Genomic DNA, 18,502 nt, shown 5'->3' with positions numbered 1-18,502 from the left:
GTTCTCGTTCAGCTTCCGACGGATGTCCTGCGCAGGGCCTCGACCTCGGCGCGCAGGGCGCGTACCTCGTCCGTCAGTGCGCGGATCGCCTCCGTCTGCTGGCGTTCCTCCACGTCGTCCTTCTCGAACCGTTCGATGAACCACGCGGCGATGTTCGCGGTCACCACACCCAGCAGGGCGATCCCGGACAGCATGAGCCCGACCGCGATCATCCGGCCAAGACCGGTGGTCGGGGCGTGGTCGCCGTAGCCGACGGTCGTCATCGTGGTGAAGGACCACCACACCGCGTCACCCAGCGTCCGGATGTTCCCGTTCGGCGAGTCCCGCTCCACCGAGAGCACGGCCAGCGACCCGAACATCAGCAGTCCGACGACCGCCCCGCCGACGTACGTCGTGACCTGGATCTGTGAGGCCATCCGGGCCCGCCGTCCCACCAGCATCAGCGTGGAGACGAGACGCAGCAGTCGAAGGGGCTGGAGCAACGGCAGCACGACCGCGCACAGGTCCAGCCAGTGGGTGCGGACGAACTCCCGCCGACGCGAGGTGAGCGCGAGCCGCACCAGATAGTCCGCGGCGAACGTCCCCCACACCACCCACTCGACCACCGTGCACGCGAACGTCACCGACGGCCCGGCAGAGGTGTCCACGATCGGTACCGCGTAGGCGAGGGCGAACAGCACGGGCAGCCCCAACAGAGGCCGCTGCGTCCACTGTTCCCACCGCTCCTGCGCCGATTTTTGGTGCATGAGGGCATCGTAAAGAAACGGTAAGGGCGGTGGGACCATGTGGTCCCACCGCCCTCGCCGTTCACCGCTCGAGCCGAGCGCAGCGGCTACGCGTCGCCGCCCGCCGCTCCCGGGTCCGCCGCAGCCACGTCGAGCAGCTGGTACCGGTCGATCGCCTGCTTCAGCACCGACCGGTCCACCTTGCCCTCCCGCGCCAGCTCGGTCAGCACGCCCACCGCGATCGACTGCGCGTCGATGTGGAAGAACCGCCGCGCCGCACCCCGGGTGTCGGCGAAGCCGAACCCGTCGGCGCCCAGCGACTGGTAGGTGCCCGGCACCCAGCGGGCGATCTGGTCCGGAACCGCCCGCATCCAGTCGGAGACGGCGACGAACGGCCCCTGCGCACCGGCCAGTTTCCGCGTCACGTACGGCACCTGCTGCTCCTCCTCGGGGTGCAGCAGGTTGTGCTCCTCGCAGGCCACGGCGTTACGCCGCAGCTCGTTCCAGGAGGTCGCCGACCAGACGTCCGCCTTGACGTTCCAGTCGTCGGCGAGGAGCTTCTGCGCCTCGACCGCCCACGGCACGGCCACACCGGACGCCAGGATCTGCGCCGGGACCGACCCCGAGGTGCCCTCGCTGAAGCGGTAGACGCCCTTGAGGATGCCCTCGGCGTCGACGTTCTCGGGCTCGGCCGGGTGCTGGAGGGGCTCGTTGTAGAGGGTGAGGTAGTAGAAGACGTTCTCGCTGTCGGGGCCGTACATCCGGCGCAGACCGTCCTGCACGATGTGCGCGATCTCGAACCCGAACGCCGGGTCGTACGCCACACAGCCCGGGTTGGTCGAGGCGAGCAGCTGCGAGTGGCCGTCGGCGTGCTGCAGACCCTCACCGGTCAGGGTCGTACGGCCGGCGGTCGCACCCAGGACGAAACCGCGCGCCAGCTGGTCCGACATCTGCCAGAACTGGTCACCGGTGCGCTGGAAACCGAACATCGAGTAGAAGACGTAGACCGGGATGAGCGGCTCGCCGTGTGTCGCGTACGCCGAACCCGCGGCGATCAGCGAGGCCGTGCAGCCCGCCTCGGAGATGCCGTCGTGCAGCATCTGCCCGGTCGGCGACTCCTTGTACGCGAGGAGCAGTTCGCGGTCCACCGACTCGTACTGCTGGCCGAGCGGGTTGTAGATCTTCGCACTCGGGAAGAACGAGTCCATGCCGAAGGTGCGGTACTCGTCCGGCGCGATCAGCACGAACCGCTTGCCGATTTCCTTGTCCCGCATGAGGTCCTTGAGCAACCGCACGAACGCCATGGTGGTGGCGATCGACTGCTGCCCGGAACCCTTCTTCACGCTCGCGTACGTCTTGTCCTCCGGCAGCGCGAGCGGCTTGGCCCGCACGACGCGTGTCGGGACGTAACCGCCGAGGCCCTGGCGCCGGTCGTGCATGTACTGGATCTCTTCCGAGTCCCGGCCAGGGTGGAAGTACGGCGGCAGACCGCTCTCCAGCTCCTTGTCGGAGATCGGCAGGTGCAGGCGGTCGCGGAAGCCCTTGAGGTCGGCGACCGTCAGCTTCTTCATCTGGTGCGTGGCGTTGCGGCCCTCGAAGTTGGGGCCCAGCGTCCAGCCCTTGACGGTCTTGGCGAGGATGACCGTCGGCTGGCCCTTGTGCTCCACGGCCGCCTTGAACGCCGCGTAGATCTTCTTGTGGTCGTGACCGCCGCGGCCCAGGTGCAGGATCTGGTCGTCGGTCATGCCCTCGACCATCGCGCGCAGGCGCTGGTCGTCGCCGAAGAAGTGCTCACGGATGTAGGAGCCGGACTCGGTGGCGTACGTCTGGAACTGGCCGTCCGGTGTGGTGTTCATCCGGTTGACGAGGATGCCGTCGCGGTCCTGCGCGAGCAGCGGGTCCCAGCTCCGGTCCCAGATCAGCTTGATCACGTTCCAGCCGGCGCCCCGGAAGACCGACTCCAGTTCCTGGATGACCTTGCCGTTGCCGCGCACCGGACCGTCGAGACGTTGCAGGTTGCAGTTGACGACGAAGGTCAGGTTGTCGAGGCCCTCGCGCGCGGCGATGGTCAGCTGGCCGAGCGACTCCGGCTCGTCCATCTCGCCGTCCCCGAGGAACGCCCACACATGCGACTTGCTGGTGTCGGCGATCTCGCGCGCGTGCATGTAACGGTTCATCCGCGCCTGGTAGATCGCACCGATCGGGCCGAGGCCCATCGACACGGTCGGGAACTCCCAGAAGTCCGGCATCAGCCGCGGGTGCGGGTACGAGGACAGGCCGTGCGGCGCCTTCGACCTCTCCTGGCGGAACGCGTCCAGGTTCTGCTCGCTGAGCCGGTCCAGGAGGAACGCGCGGGCGTAGATGCCCGGCGAGGCGTGGCCCTGGAAGAAGACCTGGTCGCCGCCGTCGCCCTCGTCCTTGCCGCGGAAGAAGTGGTTGAAGCCGACGTCGTAGAGGGACGCGGAGGACGCGAAGGTGGCGATGTGACCGCCGACGCCGATCCCGGGACGCTGGGCGCGCGAGACCATCACGGCCGCGTTCCACCGGGTGGCGTTCAGGACCTTGCGCTCGATCTCCTCGTTGCCCGGGAAGAACGGCTCCGCCCTGGTGGGGATCGTGTTGACGTAGTCCGAGCTGCGCATCTCGGGCACGGCCACGCGCTTCTCGCGGGCCCGCTCGATCAGCCGCAGCATCAGATAGCGGGCCCGCTCCCGGCCGCGCTCGTCCACAGCGGCGTCGAGGGAGTCGAGCCACTCCTGGGTTTCCTCGGGATCGAAGTCAGGAACCTGACTCGGAAGGCCACCAATGATGATCGGATTGCGATCGGATCCGGAAGCCACGCTGTTCCTTACCTGTCAGAGGGCCGTATTTCTGCATGTCTGCACCGCTCCCCATCGTGTACCTCGGGGGGCCAAACGTCATCTCTACTCCGGGGTAACCCGGGGCCTCGGACCCGGGTATGGTTCCCAAACACGCAAAGAGGGCAGAAGGGTGTGGCGTGCGTCACGACACGAGCGGGATGATGTGCCTGGAGTTGCGTCGACACGTTCCGGAACGTCACCGTTTCGGCGGTCTGAAACGCCGGGTACTTGCGCGATCCGTCCCGCCCGTGTGGACTACGGCCAATCAATGCTTCGCGCACGCGCGTGGCTAGAACTCCCCCGGCGCCCTGTACGGGCCTGGGGGGACCCCCATTTGAAGACATGATCAGGAGGCAACCCGTGAGCGCGACCGCGGACCACGCGGAGACGAGCCCTGCCGTAAGGCTGGGGTTCCAGCCCGAGCAGGTGGTCCAGGAGATCGGCTACGACGACGACGTAGACCAGGAACTCCGCGAGGCCATCGAGCAAGTCATCGGCAGCGACCTTGTGGACGAGGATTACGACGACGTCGCCGATGCCGTGGTGCTCTGGTTCCGTGACGACGACGGCGACCTGACCGATGTGCTGGTGGACGCCACCACGTACATCGAGGAGGGCGGCTCGATCCTGCTGCTGACGCCGAAGACCGGCCGTGAGGGCTACGTGGAGCCGAGCGACATCTCCGAAGCCGCGACGACGGCGGGGCTGTCCGCCTCCAAGAGCGTCAGCGTGGGCAAGGACTGGAGTGGCAGCCGGCTGGTGACCCCCAAGGCGGCCAAGTCCAAGAAGTAGCCCTGAAGGAACCCCGTGGAAACGGACGGGCCGGCGCGACCGGTCCGTCCGTTTCCGTGCCCTGATCGCTGCGTAGGGTGGGTCCGTCACTCGAACAGCCCCCCGAAGGGACATCCACGCGATGGCGATCCAGGTCGGCGAAAAGGCCCCCGACTTCGAGCTCAAGGACAACCACGGCAGGACCGTGAAACTGTCCGGTTTCCGCGGCGACAAGAACGTCGTGCTGCTCTTCTACCCCTTCGCATTCACCGGCGTGTGCACCGGTGAGCTGTGTGAGCTGCGTGACAACCTGCCGCAGTTCTCCGACCGCGACACCCAGCTGCTCGCCGTGTCCAACGACTCCATCCACACCCTGCGCGTCTTCGCCGAGCAGGAGGGCCTGGAGTACCCGCTGCTGAGCGACTTCTGGCCGCACGGCGAGGTCTCCCGCGCCTACGGCGTCTTCGCCGAGGACAAGGGCTGCGCGGTGCGCGGCACCTTCGTCATCGACAAGGAGGGCGTGGTCCGCTGGACCGTCGTCAACGCCCTGCCGGACGCCCGGGACCTGAACGAGTACGTGAAGGCGCTCGACACCCTGTGATTGTTCGCCTCCAGGGACTGCGTGGGCCGGGAACCCCTCACTAGGATCGAATCGTTGATCCGACAGCATCCGACATCGAACGCACTACGGGGCTCCCGGCCCCAGGACATCAAATGGAGGACCCGTGGGAGTCAGCCTCAGCAAGGGCGGCAACGTATCGCTGACCAAGGAGGCCCCGGGCCTGACCGCGGTCATCGTCGGTCTGGGCTGGGACGTCCGCACCACGACCGGCACCGACTTCGACCTGGACGCCAGCGCCCTGCTGGTGAACGCGGCCGGCAAGGTCGCCAGCGACGCGAACTTCGTCTTCTTCAACAACCTCAAGAGCGGGGACGGCTCGGTCGAGCACACCGGCGACAACACCACCGGTGAGGGCGAGGGCGACGACGAGGCGATCAAGGTCAACCTCGCCGGCGTCCCGGCCGACGTCGACAAGATCGTGTTCCCGGTCTCGATCTACGACGCCGAGAACCGCCAGCAGTCCTTCGGCCAGGTGCGCAACGCGTTCATCCGCGTCGTCAACCAGGCCGGCGGCGCCGAGATCGCCCGCTACGACCTCTCCGAGGACGCCTCCACGGAGACGGCCATGGTCTTCGGGGAGCTCTACCGCAACGGCGCCGAGTGGAAGTTCCGCGCCATCGGCCAGGGCTACGCCTCGGGCCTGCGCGGCATCGCGCAGGACTTCGGCGTCAACGTCTAGGACCGGCCCCGGTCTCCTCGTCCGGCGTCGCACGGTTTGCGTGCGGCGCCGGACGTGCAGGAACAGCACAGAAGCACACTCTCGGGGAGGGAACAGCAGATGGGCGTCACGCTCGCCAAGGGAGGGAACGTCTCCCTGTCCAAGGCCGCACCCAACCTCACTCAGGTGTTGGTCGGGCTCGGCTGGGACGCGCGCTCCACCACCGGAGCCGACTTCGACCTCGACGCCAGCGCCCTGATGTGCGGGGGCGGGCGGGTCCTGGGTGACGAGTACTTCATCTTCTACAACCAGCTCAAGAGCCCGGACGGCTCGGTCGAGCACACCGGCGACAACCTCACCGGTGAGGGCGAGGGCGACGACGAGTCGCTGCTGATCGACCTCTCCAAGGTGCCGCCGCAGTGCGACAAGATCGTCTTCCCGGTCTCCATCCACGACGCCGACAGCCGGGGCCAGACCTTCGGTCAGGTCAGCAACGCCTTCATCCGCGTGGTCAACCAGGCCGACGGCCAGGAGCTCGCCCGCTACGACCTCTCCGAGGACGCCTCCACCGAGACCGCGATGATCTTCGGCGAGGTCTACCGCTACCAGAACGAGTGGAAGTTCAGGGCGGTCGGGCAGGGATACGCGTCGGGCCTGCGGGGTATCGCACTCGACTTCGGGGTCAACGTCTCATAACGCGTTATGAGCAAAAGCCGGGGCCGGGTGGGCGGTGAAGTGGGGCCGACTAGACTTCGGCTTCAAGTCTTCGTAAAGCCGAGTGCGGCACGGGGGAATCCCGTACACGTACGGATTGGGTAGCCAGTGGTTCTCAAAACCTTCGGCTGGTCGTTCGCGGTCACCGCGCTCGGCCTGGTCGCTGCCGTCCTCTACGGGGGGTGGGAGGGCTTCGGCGTCGTGGCGATCCTCTCCATCCTCGAGATCTCCCTGTCGTTCGACAACGCGGTGGTCAACGCCGGGGTCCTGAAGAAGATGAATGCCTTCTGGCAGAAGATCTTCCTCACTGTCGGTGTCCTGATCGCCGTCTTCGGCATGCGGCTGGTCTTCCCCGTCGTGATCGTCGCGGTCACCGCGAAGATGGGGCCCATCGAGGCGGTCGACCTCGCCCTCAACAACAAGGACCACTACCAGCAGCTGGTCACCGACGCGCACCCGGCGATCGCCGCGTTCGGTGGCATGTTCCTGCTGATGATCTTCCTGGACTTCATCTTCGAGGACCGTGACATCCAGTGGCTGCGCTGGATCGAGCGGCCGCTGGCCAAGCTCGGCAAGGTCGACATGCTGTCGGTGTGCATCGCGCTGGTCGTCCTGCTGGTCACCGCGTTCACCTTCGCGACCAACGCCCACCAGCACGGCGGGGCGCATGTCGACAAGGCACAGACCGTCCTGATCTCCGGTATCGCGGGTCTGATCACCTACATGATCGTCGGCGGTCTCTCCGGCTACTTCGAGGACAAACTCGAAGAGGAGGAGGAACGCGAGCACGAGGAGGAGGAGCGGGCCGAACGCGAGGGCAAGCCCAAGTCCGCGGTGCTCATGGCCGGCCAGGCCGCGTTCTTCATGTTCCTGTACCTGGAGGTGCTGGACGCCTCGTTCTCCTTCGACGGTGTGATCGGCGCGTTCGCGATCACCAACGACATCGTGCTGATGGCGCTGGGCCTGGGCATCGGCGCGATGTACGTACGGTCGCTGACCGTGTACCTGGTCCGCCAGGGCACCCTCGACGACTACGTCTACCTGGAGCACGGCGCCCACTACGCGATCGGCGCGCTCGCGGTGATCCTCATGGTCACCATCCAGTACCAGATCCACGAGATCATCACCGGCATGGTCGGTGTGATCCTGATCGGCTGGTCCTTCTGGTCGTCCGTGCGCCGCAACAAGGCGCTCGCGGCCGCCGAGGGAAAAGCCCAGGGCTCGGACGAGAAGACTGAGGTCCCGTCCGGGGTGTGACACCCTTCCTGGTGAGGAACGCTCTGAGCGGGGCGGCCGGTCTCCGGCCGCCCCGCCGGTTTTCCAGGTGACGCCGGTTTTCCAACGCGGACGTAGGGGCGGGAATGGGCTTCTTGGACGGACTTCGGGGCGGCCGCGAGGTCGACTTCGACTCGGGCAGCGCGGCCAGCAACGCGATCGAACTGACCAAGCGGCACAACCGGGTCTCGCTCACCAAGCAGGGTGCGGCGACCGGGAACCTGCGCATCAACCTGACCTGGCGGATGCGGACGTCCGACATCGGCGGCTCACAGCGCGAGTCGCTGCTGCGGCACCCCTTCAAGGCGCTCAGGCCGCCGGAGGTCCTCGGACACAGCCAGAGCATGGTCAACGTCGACCTCGACCTGGGCTGCCTGTACGAACTGGCCGACGGGACGAAGGGGGTCGTCCAGCCGCTGGGCGGATTCCTGGGGGACGTCAACGCACCGCCGTACGTGAAGCTCAGCGGGGACGACCGGTTCGGGTCGGCGTCCGGCGAGACGATGTACGTGAACCTGGACCACTGGGAGTCCATCAAGCGGCTGCTGGTCTTCGTCTACATCTACGACCAGACACCGGCGTTCGACCGCACGCACGCGATCGTGACGCTGTACCCGAGCAACGGCCCGCGGATCGAGATAGGCCTCGACGAGCGGCATCCGCAGGCGCGGTCGTGCGCGGTCGTGATGATCGAGAACGTCAAGGACGAACTCGTCGTACGGCGAGAGGTGCAGTTCGTGTACGGCTTCCAGGGCGAGCTCGACCGGCTGTACGGGTGGGGACTGCAGTGGGGGCGCGGTTACAAGGCGAAGGCGGACCGGTGAGCTCCGCCGCGCGGCGCGTCCCTCACCGACCGATGAACTGCGGGCCCTGCGGAGGCATACGGAACTCCGCCGCCGCTGTCGGAGCCATCGGCTGCGGGTAGCCGTAACCCGATGCCGCCGGCACCGGGGCGGTGGCCGGAGTCGGCGTCTGCGGGTAACCGTAGGCCTGCTGGGTGGGGACCGACGTGGCGGACTGGGCCGGCTGTTCCGGGGGGAGCGGGAACGACGTGGGCTCCGGTCCGGCCCCGACCTCCGGGGAGTCGGACTCGTCCACCACGATGCCGAAGTCGGTGGCCAGGCCCTGGAGGCCCTCTGCGTAGCCCTCGCCCAGGGCGCGGAACTTCCAGCCTTCGCCGCGGCGGTACAGCTCACCGCAGATCAGGGCCGTCTCCTCGCCCGTCTCCGGCTTGATGTCGAAGCGGACCAGCGGTTCACCGTCGGCGACCGCGGCGTCGTACAGCATGATGCGCAGGCCCTGTACGCGGCCGAAGGTGGCGTTGTCCGTCGAAGCGACCAGGAGAATCTGGCTGACGTCGGGCTCGACACCGGCCAGATCTGTCTGGATCGTGTCGGTGGGGCCCTCGGCGACGCGCTTCTTGCCGAGGAGCCAGACCTTCCCGGAAGGGTGCCGGGGCTGGTTGTAGAAGACGAAGTCCTCGTCGGACCGCACACGGCCGTCGGGGCCGAGGAGAAGCGCCGAGGCGTCGACGACCGGGACCCCCTGCCCGGGCGCCCAGCACAGTACGGCGCGTACCGTGGTGGCTTCCAGCGGGACGTTCGACCCCTTCAGCATCGCGTGCGTCATGCGGTCATCCTGCCCTCTCGGTCCTGGTCACGACAACGCGGGGGTGAGGACGCCGGTTCATGCCGTCCCGGCGTCGACATGGCCATGTTTGTCTGCGTTACCTGAAATTCATGCCCGGTGGGAACCTCAGACATGGGTACCTACGTACTATTACCGGCCACCTGTGAACCGTTCACAGGTTGCACAGCTGCCACGGGGGAGTCATATGCGGCATTTTGGGCACATCGCCCCTGAGGTGCGCCAGCACCTCTTCCACCAGGAGCCCTGCGAGTTCACCGCGGACTCCCCGTCCCGGCTGCTCTCCGCGGCTCTGGGCGCCACGCTCTACAGTCCGGCCACGCGGCCGCGGCTCGCCGACGACATCGTCAAGCAGACCGGGCGCGGCGTGGTCTCGATGGTGCTGTGCCTGGAGGACTCGATCGGCGACGAGGACGTCGCCGAGGGCGAGGAGAACCTCGTCCGGCAGTTCACGGACCTCGCGGAGCGCGGCGTGGACCTTCCGCTGCTCTTCATCCGGGTCCGTCACCCCGAGCAGATCCCCGATCTCGTGCGACGCCTCGGCCCCGCCGTCCGGCTGCTGTCCGGATTCGTGCTCCCGAAGTTCACCGAGGAGCGCGGGATCCCCTTCCTGGAGGCGATCTCCGCCGCCGAGGCCGCGAGCGGACACCGGCTGTTCGCCATGCCCGTCCTGGAGTCGCCGGAGCTGCTGTACCGGGAGACGCGCGTAGAAACCCTGGAGGGCATCTCCCGAGCGGTCGACAAGTACCGCGAGCGGGTCCTCGCGGTCCGCCTCGGCGTCACCGACTTCTGCTCCTCCTACGGCCTGCGCCGCGCCCCCGACATGACCGCCTGGGACGTCCAGATCATCGCCTCCGTCATCGCCGACGTGGTGAACATGCTGGGCCGCGCCGACGGCACCGGCTTCACCGTCACCGGGCCGGTCTGGGAGTACTTCCGGGTCCAGGAGCGAATGTTCAAGCCCCAGCTGCGCCGCAGCCCCTTCCTGGAGGGTCAGGCCGAGGAACTGCGCGAGGCGCTCATCGAGCACGCCATGGACGGCCTGCTGCGCGAGATCACCCTCGACCAGGCCAACGGCCTGCTCGGCAAGACCTGCATCCACCCCTCCCACGTACTGCCCGTGCACGCGCTGTCCGTGGTCAGCCACGAGGAGTTCAGCGACGCGCAGGACATCCTGCGGCCCGAGCGCGGCGGCGGGGGCGTGCTGAGGTCGCAGTACACGAACAAGATGAACGAAGTGAAGCCGCACCGCGCCTGGGCCGAGCGCACCCTGCTGCGCGCCGAGGTCTTCGGGGTGGCCAACGAGGACATCGGCTTCGTCGAACTGCTCGCCGCCGGAATACCCGGCTGACCGTCTGTGAACACCAAGGGACGCATGAACAAGGCAGTGAACGAGGGGGCACCGGGCGAGGTCTGGTCGGGGACGTGGGTCGCCGACCGGCTCGGCGTCGAACTCGTGGGTGACACCGGGCTGACGGACCTTCTGGGGCTCGCGCTGCGGCGCAACCCCAAGCGGGCCCATCTGCTGGTCTCCAACGTCCTCGGCAAGCACGTACCGCAGTCACCGGCGGTGGTCTACGGCCACGGGTTCACCCTGGGCCGGCGGGTGCGGGAGCTGCTGGGCGACGAGGAGGCCGCCCGCGCGGTCGTCCTGGGCTACGCGGAGACGGCCACCGGACTCGGGCACTCCGTCGCCGACGGCGTCGGCCTCGCCCCGTACCTCCACTCCACCCGCCGTCCCGTCCCCGGGGTCACCCCCGCGGGCGGCTTCGAGGAGTCCCACTCCCACGCCACCTCCCACCTGCTGCTCCCGGAGGACCCGGACCTGCTGGCGGGCGACGGTCCCCTGGTCCTGGTCGACGACGAGTTCTCCACGGGCAACACGGTCCTGAACACGATCAGGGATCTGCACGCGCGGTATCCGCGCGGCCGGTACGTCGTGGTCGCCCTGGTCGACATGCGCTCGGAGGCGGACACGGGGCGCCTGGATGCCTTCGCGCGGGAGATCGGCGCGAGGGTGGACCTGGTGGCGGCGGCCTCGGGCACCGTACGCCTGCCGGAGGGGGTGCTGGAAACGGGGCAGGACCTTGTAGCAAGGTTCGAGGTCACCCACCCAGGGGCGCGGGGAACTGCGCGACCAGCCCCCACGCACCCGCACCCGGCGATCCACCGAGTAGACCTGTTGTGGCCCCGGGACCTTCCGGACGGTGGTCGCCACGGCTTCACCCCGGCCCACCGAATACGCCTGGAGTCCGCCCTCCCCACGATGGCCGCCAGACTGGCCGACGCCCTCCCGCCGGAGGCAACCCGCGTCCACGTCCTCGGCTTCGAGGAGCTGATGTACGCCCCCCTGAGGCTCGCCCGTGAGCTGGAGCAGGTCTTCGACGCCGAGGTGCGGTACTCGACGACCACCCGCTCACCCGTACTGGCCGTGGACGACCCGGGATACGCGATCCGCACCCGCCTCACCTTCCCCGCCCACGACACCCCCGCGGACGGCCCCGGCGACCGCTACGCGTACAACGTCGCCGGCGCCGGATTCGACGCGATCGTCGCCGTCGTCGACTCCACCGCCGACACCCCCGAACTGCACGCCCCCGACGGCCTGCTCGCACAGCTGACCGCGCACACCCCGCATGTCGTCCTCGTGGTCGTCCCCAGCCGCACCCCCGAAAGGCCCCCCATGCTCCCCGAGCCCCTCCGCGGCCCCGCCTTCTCCTCGTACGCCCCGGAGGACGTCGGCTGGCTGCTCCAGGACCTCTCGGACGTCACGCTGGAGGCGCCGACCGAGGAACGCGAGGAGGCCATCCAGAGCGGCGGCGCGCACTACGCCGAGTCGCTGCCGATGGAGTACCAGCCCAGCGAGCAGTACCAGGAGCTGTTCCGGACGGCCCTGAAGGAGTCCTCCGTGCGGCTCGCCGAGGCGGTCGGCGCCGTGACGGAGATCGTGCTCCAGGAGCGCTCGCCCCGCCCGGTCCTCGTCTCCCTCGCCCGGGCCGGCACCCCCGTGGGCGTGCTGATGCGCCGCTGGGCCCGGTTCCGCCACGGCCTGGACCTGCCGCACTACGCCGTCTCGATCGTCCGCGGCCGCGGGATCGACGCCAACGCCCTGCGCTGGCTGGCCGAACACCACGACCCCGCCGACGTCGTCTTCGTCGACGGCTGGACGGGCAAGGGTGCGATCACCCGCGAACTGGCCGCCGCGATCGAGGAGTTCGAGGCGGAGGGCGGTCCCGTCGGCTTCGACCCGGAGATCGCCGTACTGGCCGACCCGGGCTCGTGCGTGCGCACGTACGGCACTCGGGAGGACTTCCTCATCCCCTCCGCCTGCCTCAACTCCACGGTGTCCGGCCTCATCTCGCGTACGGTCCTGCGCGCGGACCTGGTCGGCCCGGACGACTTCCACGGCGCGAAGTTCTACCGCGAACTCGCCGGCGTGGACGTGTCGGTGGACTTCCTGGACGCCGTGGTCGCCCGATTCCCCGAGGTCGCCGAGGCGGTCGGCACACAGGCCAAGGAACTCCTGGCCGGCGACCGGGAGCCCACCTGGGAGGGCTGGGCGGCCGTCGAACGCATCAGCGAGGAGTACGGCATCCACGACGTCAACCTCGTCAAGCCGGGCGTCGGCGAGACCACCCGGGTGCTGCTGCGCCGGGTGCCCTGGAAGATCCTGGCGCGGGCCGGGGCGGGCGCCGACCTGGAACACGTACGCCTGTTGGCCGGGCAGCGAGGTGTCCCGGTCGAAGAGGTCGCCGAACTCCCTTACACCTGCGTGGGGTTGATCCACCCCAAGTACACGCGGGGCGCGACGGGTGCCGACGGTACGGCGGTGGCCCTCTGATGACGACCCAGGCCCCGGTGCTCGTCGCGAGCGACCTCGACCGCACGCTCATCTACTCCGCCGCCGCTCTCGCGCTGACCATGCCGGACGCGCGGGCGCCCCGGCTGCTCTGTGTCGAGGTGCACGAGAGCAGACCGCTGTCGTACATGACGGAGACGGCGGCCGCACTGCTCTCCGAGCTCGGGGACGCGGCGGTCTTCGTGCCGACGACGACCCGCACCCGCAAGCAGTACCAGCGCATCAACCTCCCCGGCCCCCCGCCCACTTACGCGATCTGCGCGAATGGCGGCCACCTGCTCGTCGACGGCGTCACCGACCTCGACTGGCACGCCCGGGTCACCGCCCGCCTTGCCGAGGAGTGCGCCCCGCTGGACGAGGTCCGCGCCCACCTGGAGGAGACGGCCGATCCGCTCTGGGTGCGCAAGCACCGCCTCGCCGAGGACCTCTTCGTCTACCTCGTCGTCGAGCGCGAACTGCTGCCCGAGGACTGGGTGAAGGAGCTCTCGGTGTGGGCCGAGAGCCGCGGCTGGACGGTCTCCCTGCAGGGCCGCAAGATCTACGCCGTCCCGAAGCCGCTCACCAAGAGCGCGGCCATGCGCGAGGTGGCCCGGCGTACGGGCACCTCCCTGACACTGGCCGCGGGCGACTCCCTCCTCGACGCCGACCTGCTGCTGGCCGCGGACCGGGGCTGGCGGCCGGGGCACGGGGAGCTGGCGGACGCGGGCTGGACCGCTCCGGCGATCACCGCGCTGCCCGAGCGGGGGGTGCTGGCGGGGGAGCGGATCCTGCGGGAGTTCCTGAAGGCGTCCCGCCCGTAGCGGACGCCGGCCGCCGCCGCAGTCGTACGACGACGAAGACCACGACCGCGACGGCGGCGGACGCCAGGACGATCTTCGAGTAGGCGGACACGAGGTCGGTGACCTGGGTCCAGTTGGCGCCCAGGGCGTGGCCCGCCAGCACGAACGCCGTGTTCCACAGGGCGCTGCCCAGCGTGGTCAGCGTCAGGAACACGGGCAGCGGCATGCGTTCGACGCCGGCCGGGACCGAGACGAGGCTGCGGAAGACCGGGATCATCCGGCCGAAGAACACTGCCTTGGTGCCGTGCCGCAGGAACCAGGCCTCGGTCCTCTCCACGTCCGAGACCTTCACCAGGGGCAGCCGGGCCGCGAGCGCCACCGTGCGGTCCCGGCCGAGCAGCGCACCGACGCCGTACAGCGCGAGAGCGCCGATCACCGAGCCCGCTGTCGTCCACAGCAGCACGGCGACCAGGCTCATCCGGCCGGTGCTCGCCGCGAAGCCCGCGAGGGGCAGGATCGCCTCGCTCGGGATGGGCGGGAAGAGGTTCTCCAGGGCGATGGCGACCCCGGCGCCGGGCGCGCCCAGCGTGTCCATGAGGCCGTTGACCCAGCCGATGACTGACATGGGCCCACGCTAGGCAGGCGCACCTGAAGGCAGCCTGAAGCGGCTCCCCGACGAGGCTTTCCTACGCGGTCAGCCGCAGCAGCCTCCGCCGCAGCAGCCGCCCCCACCGCCCGCCGGAGGTGCGGGGGCCGACGCGGACGCCGAGCCGCCCACGGCCACCGTCGACAGCAGCTTGACCGTGTCGTCGTGGCCCGAGGGGCAGTCGGCGGGATCGGAGGACTGGGCCATCGGGCGGCTCAGTTCGAAGGTGTCGCCGCAGGTCCGGCAGCGGTACTCGTAACGAGGCATGCGCACAGGTTAACCGGCGATCCGGGATCGTCGTAGGCCGTCAGTGTGCGCCCCCGCGCTCCTCGCGGATCCGGGAGACCACCCCTGCCACGGACTGCCGCACCGCTTCCGTCTCGGTCAGGAAGTGCCAGTAGTCGGGATGGCGGCCCTCCAGGCCGCCGATCGCCCGCTCCAGGCGCGCCACCGCCTCGTCCAGCGGGCGCGCGTCCCGGGGGTCGGGGGTGGTGCGGCCGCTCATGGCGAGGCGCTGGGCGTCGCGGAGGGCGAAGCGGGTGCGGTCGATCTCCTGCTGGGGGTCCTTCTGCACGGCGTTCAGCCGGCGCAGCCGGTCGCCGGCGGCGGAGACGGACTCGTCGGTGGTGTTGAGCAGGGCCCGGACCGTGGAGAGCAGGGAGGTCGCGTCCGGCCAGCGCTGCTCGTCGCGCGCGGCCCGGGCCTCCCGGAGTTTGAGTTCGGCCTGGGCCACGTTCTGCGCGGCCTGGTCGGGGACGTGCTGGAGGTCCTGCCAGCAGGCAGCCGTGAAGCGGCGGCGTAGTTCGCTCAGCACCGGGTCGACCTGGCCCGCGCGGGTGGTGAGGGCCTCGGCGCGAGTGCGCAGGGAGACGAGCCGGTGGTCGATCTCCGCGGCCCGCTCCGGCAGCCGCCCCGCCTCCACCCGGATCGACTCGGCCTCCCGGGCGACCCGCTCGGCCCGCTCCAGGGTCTCCGGCACGCCGTGCTGCCCGGCACCCTGGTTGAGCTTGGTCAGCTCCGGCCCGAGAGCGGCGAGCCGGGCCGCGAGGTCGTCCGCCTTCAGCCCCGACTCCCGGACCGCGTCCAGGGCGTTGGAGGCGGCCAGCAGTCCCTGCCTGGCCCGCTCGACGGCCGGGGCGAGCCGGGCGAGCTGGGTCTCGGCCTTGCCGAGCAGCGGGCCGAGGCTGTCGCCGAAGCGGTCCAGCTCCTTCTTGACGTTGTCGAGGTCGTCCTTGGCCCGGGTCAGCTCCGTACGCGCGCGTGTCGCGACGGCGGCCTCCAGTTCGTCCCGGTCGAGGTCATGGGCGTCGACGGCCTCGATGTAGCGCCCGCTCGCCTCGTCGATCCGCCCGCTGATCGCCTGGAAGTCGGCGACCGCCCGCCGGGCGGCGGGGGAGTCGTCGACGGCCGTGATGGTCTCTATCGAGATCCGCAGATCCCGCTGGGCCGTGTCCAGTTCGTAGAACGCGGCCGCGGCGGCGTCCTTCGCGGCCTGCGCCTCGGCCCGCTGGCTCTCCGCGCGCCCGCCGAACCAACGGCGGGTGCCGCCCCCGGCGAACGCGGCCGGCAGCGCGAGGGCGACCAGCAGAGGCAGACCGACGAGGGTGAGGGTGTCCCTGAGCGCCTGGCCGTGTGCGCGCGGCACCATCGACGACGAGTACGGCTGCGATGGTGTCGCCGTCACATCCCTCTCCCGTGCTGTGTCCGTCCTGGCGGGGCCCGGTGCCATTCTCCCACCGGTAAGGGACGAACACACGCGCCGGTCAGTTCGCGGTTCGGACCGTGACTTTGCCGTCTCCGCTCTGGGCGGACACGACGTGCCCGCTGGAGTCGGACCGGGGCACCGAGACGTCGACACCGCCGTCACCGGTTTTGGCGTCCACGCGGTAGGTGGCCTTCGGTACCTCGATGGTCACCGAGCCGTCGCCGCTGCGGGTCTCCACCCGGTCCGGTACGGCGCCGAGTTCGAGGTGGACCGAACCGTCCCCGCTGCGTGCGCTCACCTGGCGGGAGGTGACCGCCGCGCGCATGGAACCGTCGCCGGTGCGCAGGTCCAGCGGCCCGCTGGAGTCGGTGACCCGCACGGACCCGTCCCCGGTGCTGATGCTCAAGGGCTGGGTGAAGCCCCGGGCGTGCACGCTCCCGTCCCCGTCCTCGACCTTCACGGTGATGTCACGCGGCACCTCGATGCGGTGCTTGGCCGCGCAGTCGGCGACGACACCGCTGCACTTCATCCGCAGCACCAGTCGGTCGTCCTTCATCGACCAGGTCACCTTCGGGTCCTTGCCGACGGCGACGGTCCCCTGGAACCAGCGGGTGACCTCGACGGTGCCCGACTTGGTGGCATCGGCGGCGACGATCTCCAGCGCCGAGTCGTCGGAGTCGACGGTGAGGGTGCGGCCCTGGAGGGCGAAGGAGCGGTGGTCGGGGGTCTTGTCGTCCCCGGCGGAGGCACCGCAGGCGGTGGCCCCCGCGACGACGAGCGCGACGACCCCGGCCGCGGTGGCGGCACGTACGGGAACGGAACGGACCATGACGATCTCCCCCTGAACTTGCCCTGGACGGGCGGTCGCGGGCAGTCCGCGACCCTGCTTCGACCCTAGGGACCGCGGCTCCTGCGGGGGATCCGGGTCGCTCCCGGATCCGGGGTGGGGTTTTCCCCCGTACCAACCCTGAGCCGATCCCTGTGCCGACCCTGACTCCGTCGGCCACCGAGAAAGGGTTTGCAGGGCAGGGGCCCGGGCAAGGTAGGCTGTCGACTCGTCTCGGGTGCGTAGCTCAGGGGTAGAGCGCCTGCCTTACAAGCAGGATGTCGGCGGTTCGAAACCGTCCGCGCCCACACGAGGAGAGGACCCCGGCCGATCTCGGCCGGGGTCCTCCGTCGTTCTGCCTGTCCGTCCCTCCGCGCGTTCAGCAGGTCTCCTGTGCGCGGGACTCGTGCGCGTGTTTGAGCCCGGTGCGGGCGTCCACGCGTTTCGGTGCTGCCACGTCCGTCCAGAAGCGGTGGGTGGTGACGAAGACCGCGAGTTCGTGTTCACGCCGCCGGAGCTTCTCCACCTCGGCCTGTTCGTCCGGGGTCCAGCCGGGCGAGGCGGGGCGCTCCACCTTGCGCCAACCGTTGTCGTCGCTGAAGCCGTCCAGCGGTACGACCGACCAGGGCAGCCGCTTGAGCAGGGCCGACAGCTCGGCCCGGACCTGATGCAGCTCCTCCTGACCGGCGAGGAGGTCACTCGGAAAGTCATAGGTCTCAGCCACGGCACAATGCTACGCCTGTTCGATTTTGGGTGGCGAGTGGCTTCCGGAGGTTCATGCGAACGGGTGTGACCGGACGACGGCGCTCGGGAGAAGCCGCGGGACCGCATGCCTGCGGTAATCGAGGCGAGTCGGGGTAATGGGACGTCGATCAGCCGCTGGTGAGAAGGAGCCGAGATGACCGACGACGCCTACCTGTTCCTGCTCGACGACGCGTCCGCACAGCTCGGGGTGGCCCCCGCGGCCGTCGGTGAGCTCGCCTGCATGGACACCCCCGCGGTCCGCGCGTGGCTGGACGCGCAGGGCAGCACGCCCACCTCCCCGCACCTGCGGCTGCTGCCGCCCGAGGAGACGGCGGCGGTACCCGAGGAGGCGGAACGGCTGCCCGTCCCACTGAGCGACGAGGAACTGAGCCGGGTCCGCCACGCGATGGCACCGGAGCCCCTCGTCGGCGTCGAGGAGGAACTGCTCGCCTATCGCGACAGCGCGGACGGCCGGGACGGCCTGATCGGACGCGCACTGGCCGCCGGCGTGGCACCCCACCGCATCGTCGAACTGACAGGAGTGGACCCGGCGACGGTGACGGCCGCGGCGGAGGGGTGAGGGCGGGGCGTGCGGTGGGCCGTTGGCGGTGGTCTCTGACGGCGAGGTGAATGGTCGGCGGGGGCCGTGCTGCTGACGGCTTGACGGCGG

General features: G+C 69.7%; 18 protein-coding genes and 1 tRNA gene. 11 read left to right on the top strand and 8 right to left on the bottom strand.

The genetic code is table 11. The features are described from left to right. Window positions 1-8: 8 nt before the first annotated feature. A complete protein-coding gene (locus OHT57_RS15260; protein WP_328746947.1) occupies window positions 9-746 on the bottom strand; it encodes a potassium channel family protein in 738 nt (245 codons plus the stop codon). Window positions 747-832: 86 nt separating this feature from the next. After that, the gene (gene aceE / locus OHT57_RS15255) at window positions 833-3,565 is read right to left on the bottom strand and encodes a pyruvate dehydrogenase (acetyl-transferring), homodimeric type (RefSeq protein WP_328746946.1); all 2,733 of its coding nucleotides are present in this window, start codon (window positions 3,563-3,565) and stop codon (window positions 833-835) included. A gap of 381 nt (window positions 3,566-3,946) precedes the next feature. Here aceE and OHT57_RS15250 point away from each other — a divergent pair, with 381 nt between their 5' ends. The 6 genes from OHT57_RS15250 (at window position 3,947) to OHT57_RS15225 (ending at window position 8,450) form a co-directional block, all read left to right on the top strand. Next, window positions 3,947-4,378, top strand: a complete 432-nt coding sequence (locus OHT57_RS15250) for a DUF3052 domain-containing protein (protein WP_328746945.1) — start codon at window positions 3,947-3,949, stop codon at window positions 4,376-4,378. 121 nt (window positions 4,379-4,499) lie between these two features. Further along, complete coding sequence (locus OHT57_RS15245; protein ID WP_328746944.1) at window positions 4,500-4,958, top strand: peroxiredoxin; 459 nt, start codon at window positions 4,500-4,502, stop codon at window positions 4,956-4,958. 124 nt (window positions 4,959-5,082) lie between these two features. After that, window positions 5,083-5,658: a TerD family protein gene (locus OHT57_RS15240; RefSeq protein ID WP_328746943.1), complete on the top strand. Its 576-nt coding sequence runs from the start codon at window positions 5,083-5,085 to the stop codon at window positions 5,656-5,658. 99 nt (window positions 5,659-5,757) lie between these two features. After that, window positions 5,758-6,333, top strand: a complete 576-nt coding sequence (locus OHT57_RS15235; protein ID WP_328746942.1) for a TerD family protein — start codon at window positions 5,758-5,760, stop codon at window positions 6,331-6,333. 126 nt (window positions 6,334-6,459) lie between these two features. Then, on the top strand, window positions 6,460-7,608 hold the full coding sequence (locus OHT57_RS15230; protein ID WP_328746941.1) for a DUF475 domain-containing protein: 1,149 nt from the start codon (window positions 6,460-6,462) through the stop codon (window positions 7,606-7,608). 104 nt (window positions 7,609-7,712) lie between these two features. Continuing rightward, complete coding sequence (locus OHT57_RS15225; RefSeq protein WP_328746940.1) at window positions 7,713-8,450, top strand: TerD family protein; 738 nt, start codon at window positions 7,713-7,715, stop codon at window positions 8,448-8,450. Window positions 8,451-8,472: 22 nt separating this feature from the next. On the opposite strand, the gene OHT57_RS15220 is transcribed toward OHT57_RS15225, so the two are convergent. Further along, entirely contained in the window at window positions 8,473-9,255 is a 783-nt protein-coding gene (locus OHT57_RS15220; protein WP_328746939.1) for a TerD family protein, read from the bottom strand. A gap of 205 nt (window positions 9,256-9,460) precedes the next feature. On the opposite strand from OHT57_RS15220, the gene OHT57_RS15215 reads away from it, so the two are divergent. Genes OHT57_RS15215 through OHT57_RS15205 form a run of 3 tightly spaced genes read left to right on the top strand, consistent with a single transcriptional unit; the run spans window position 9,461 to window position 13,932 of the window. Beyond that, window positions 9,461-10,624: an HpcH/HpaI aldolase/citrate lyase family protein gene (locus tag OHT57_RS15215; protein WP_328746938.1), complete on the top strand. Its 1,164-nt coding sequence runs from the start codon at window positions 9,461-9,463 to the stop codon at window positions 10,622-10,624. A 24-nt stretch (window positions 10,625-10,648) separates the two neighbouring features. Beyond that, window positions 10,649-13,114: a phosphoribosyltransferase domain-containing protein gene (locus OHT57_RS15210; RefSeq protein WP_328746937.1), complete on the top strand. Its 2,466-nt coding sequence runs from the start codon at window positions 10,649-10,651 to the stop codon at window positions 13,112-13,114. Continuing rightward, window positions 13,114-13,932: an HAD family hydrolase gene (locus tag OHT57_RS15205; protein WP_328746936.1), complete on the top strand. Its 819-nt coding sequence runs from the start codon at window positions 13,114-13,116 to the stop codon at window positions 13,930-13,932. Before OHT57_RS15210 ends, OHT57_RS15205 begins: the two co-directional genes overlap by 1 nt. Here the strand turns inward: OHT57_RS15205 and OHT57_RS15200 are convergent. The 4 genes from OHT57_RS15200 to OHT57_RS15185 all read right to left on the bottom strand — a co-directional run bounded on the left by OHT57_RS15200 (window position 13,856) and on the right by OHT57_RS15185 (window position 17,091). Beyond that, window positions 13,856-14,536 carry a DedA family protein gene (locus OHT57_RS15200; protein ID WP_328746935.1) on the bottom strand — a complete coding sequence of 227 codons (681 nt, stop codon included), beginning with the start codon at window positions 14,534-14,536 and terminating at the stop codon, window positions 13,856-13,858. The two genes, OHT57_RS15205 and OHT57_RS15200, sit on opposite strands and share 77 nt — an antisense overlap. A gap of 69 nt (window positions 14,537-14,605) precedes the next feature. Beyond that, complete coding sequence (locus OHT57_RS15195) at window positions 14,606-14,824, bottom strand: FmdB family zinc ribbon protein (RefSeq protein ID WP_328746934.1); 219 nt, start codon at window positions 14,822-14,824, stop codon at window positions 14,606-14,608. A 40-nt stretch (window positions 14,825-14,864) separates the two neighbouring features. Next, window positions 14,865-16,241 (bottom strand): hypothetical protein, encoded by a 1,377-nt coding sequence (locus OHT57_RS15190; RefSeq protein ID WP_328746933.1) that lies wholly within the window; start codon window positions 16,239-16,241, stop codon window positions 14,865-14,867. 79 nt (window positions 16,242-16,320) lie between these two features. Continuing rightward, entirely contained in the window at window positions 16,321-17,091 is a 771-nt protein-coding gene (locus tag OHT57_RS15185) for a DUF4097 family beta strand repeat-containing protein (RefSeq protein WP_328746932.1), read from the bottom strand. 233 nt (window positions 17,092-17,324) lie between these two features. Here OHT57_RS15185 and OHT57_RS15180 point away from each other — a divergent pair. Beyond that, a tRNA-Val gene (locus tag OHT57_RS15180) sits at window positions 17,325-17,396 on the top strand. Between the two features lie 71 nt (window positions 17,397-17,467). Here the strand turns inward: OHT57_RS15180 and OHT57_RS15175 are convergent. Further along, the gene (locus tag OHT57_RS15175; protein ID WP_328746931.1) at window positions 17,468-17,812 is read right to left on the bottom strand and encodes a hypothetical protein; all 345 of its coding nucleotides are present in this window, start codon (window positions 17,810-17,812) and stop codon (window positions 17,468-17,470) included. A gap of 174 nt (window positions 17,813-17,986) precedes the next feature. Here OHT57_RS15175 and OHT57_RS15170 point away from each other — a divergent pair, with 174 nt between their 5' ends. Next, a complete protein-coding gene (locus OHT57_RS15170) occupies window positions 17,987-18,412 on the top strand; it encodes a DUF6003 family protein (RefSeq protein WP_328746930.1) in 426 nt (141 codons plus the stop codon). The last annotated feature ends 90 nt before the right edge of the window (window positions 18,413-18,502 follow it).

The sequence above is a fragment of the Streptomyces sp. NBC_00285 genome (genome assembly GCF_036174265.1).
Lineage (GTDB): Bacteria > Actinomycetota > Actinomycetes > Streptomycetales > Streptomycetaceae > Streptomyces.
The sequence above is the reverse complement of the archived record's forward strand: the minus strand, read 5'-3'. Positions and strand labels throughout refer to the sequence as shown.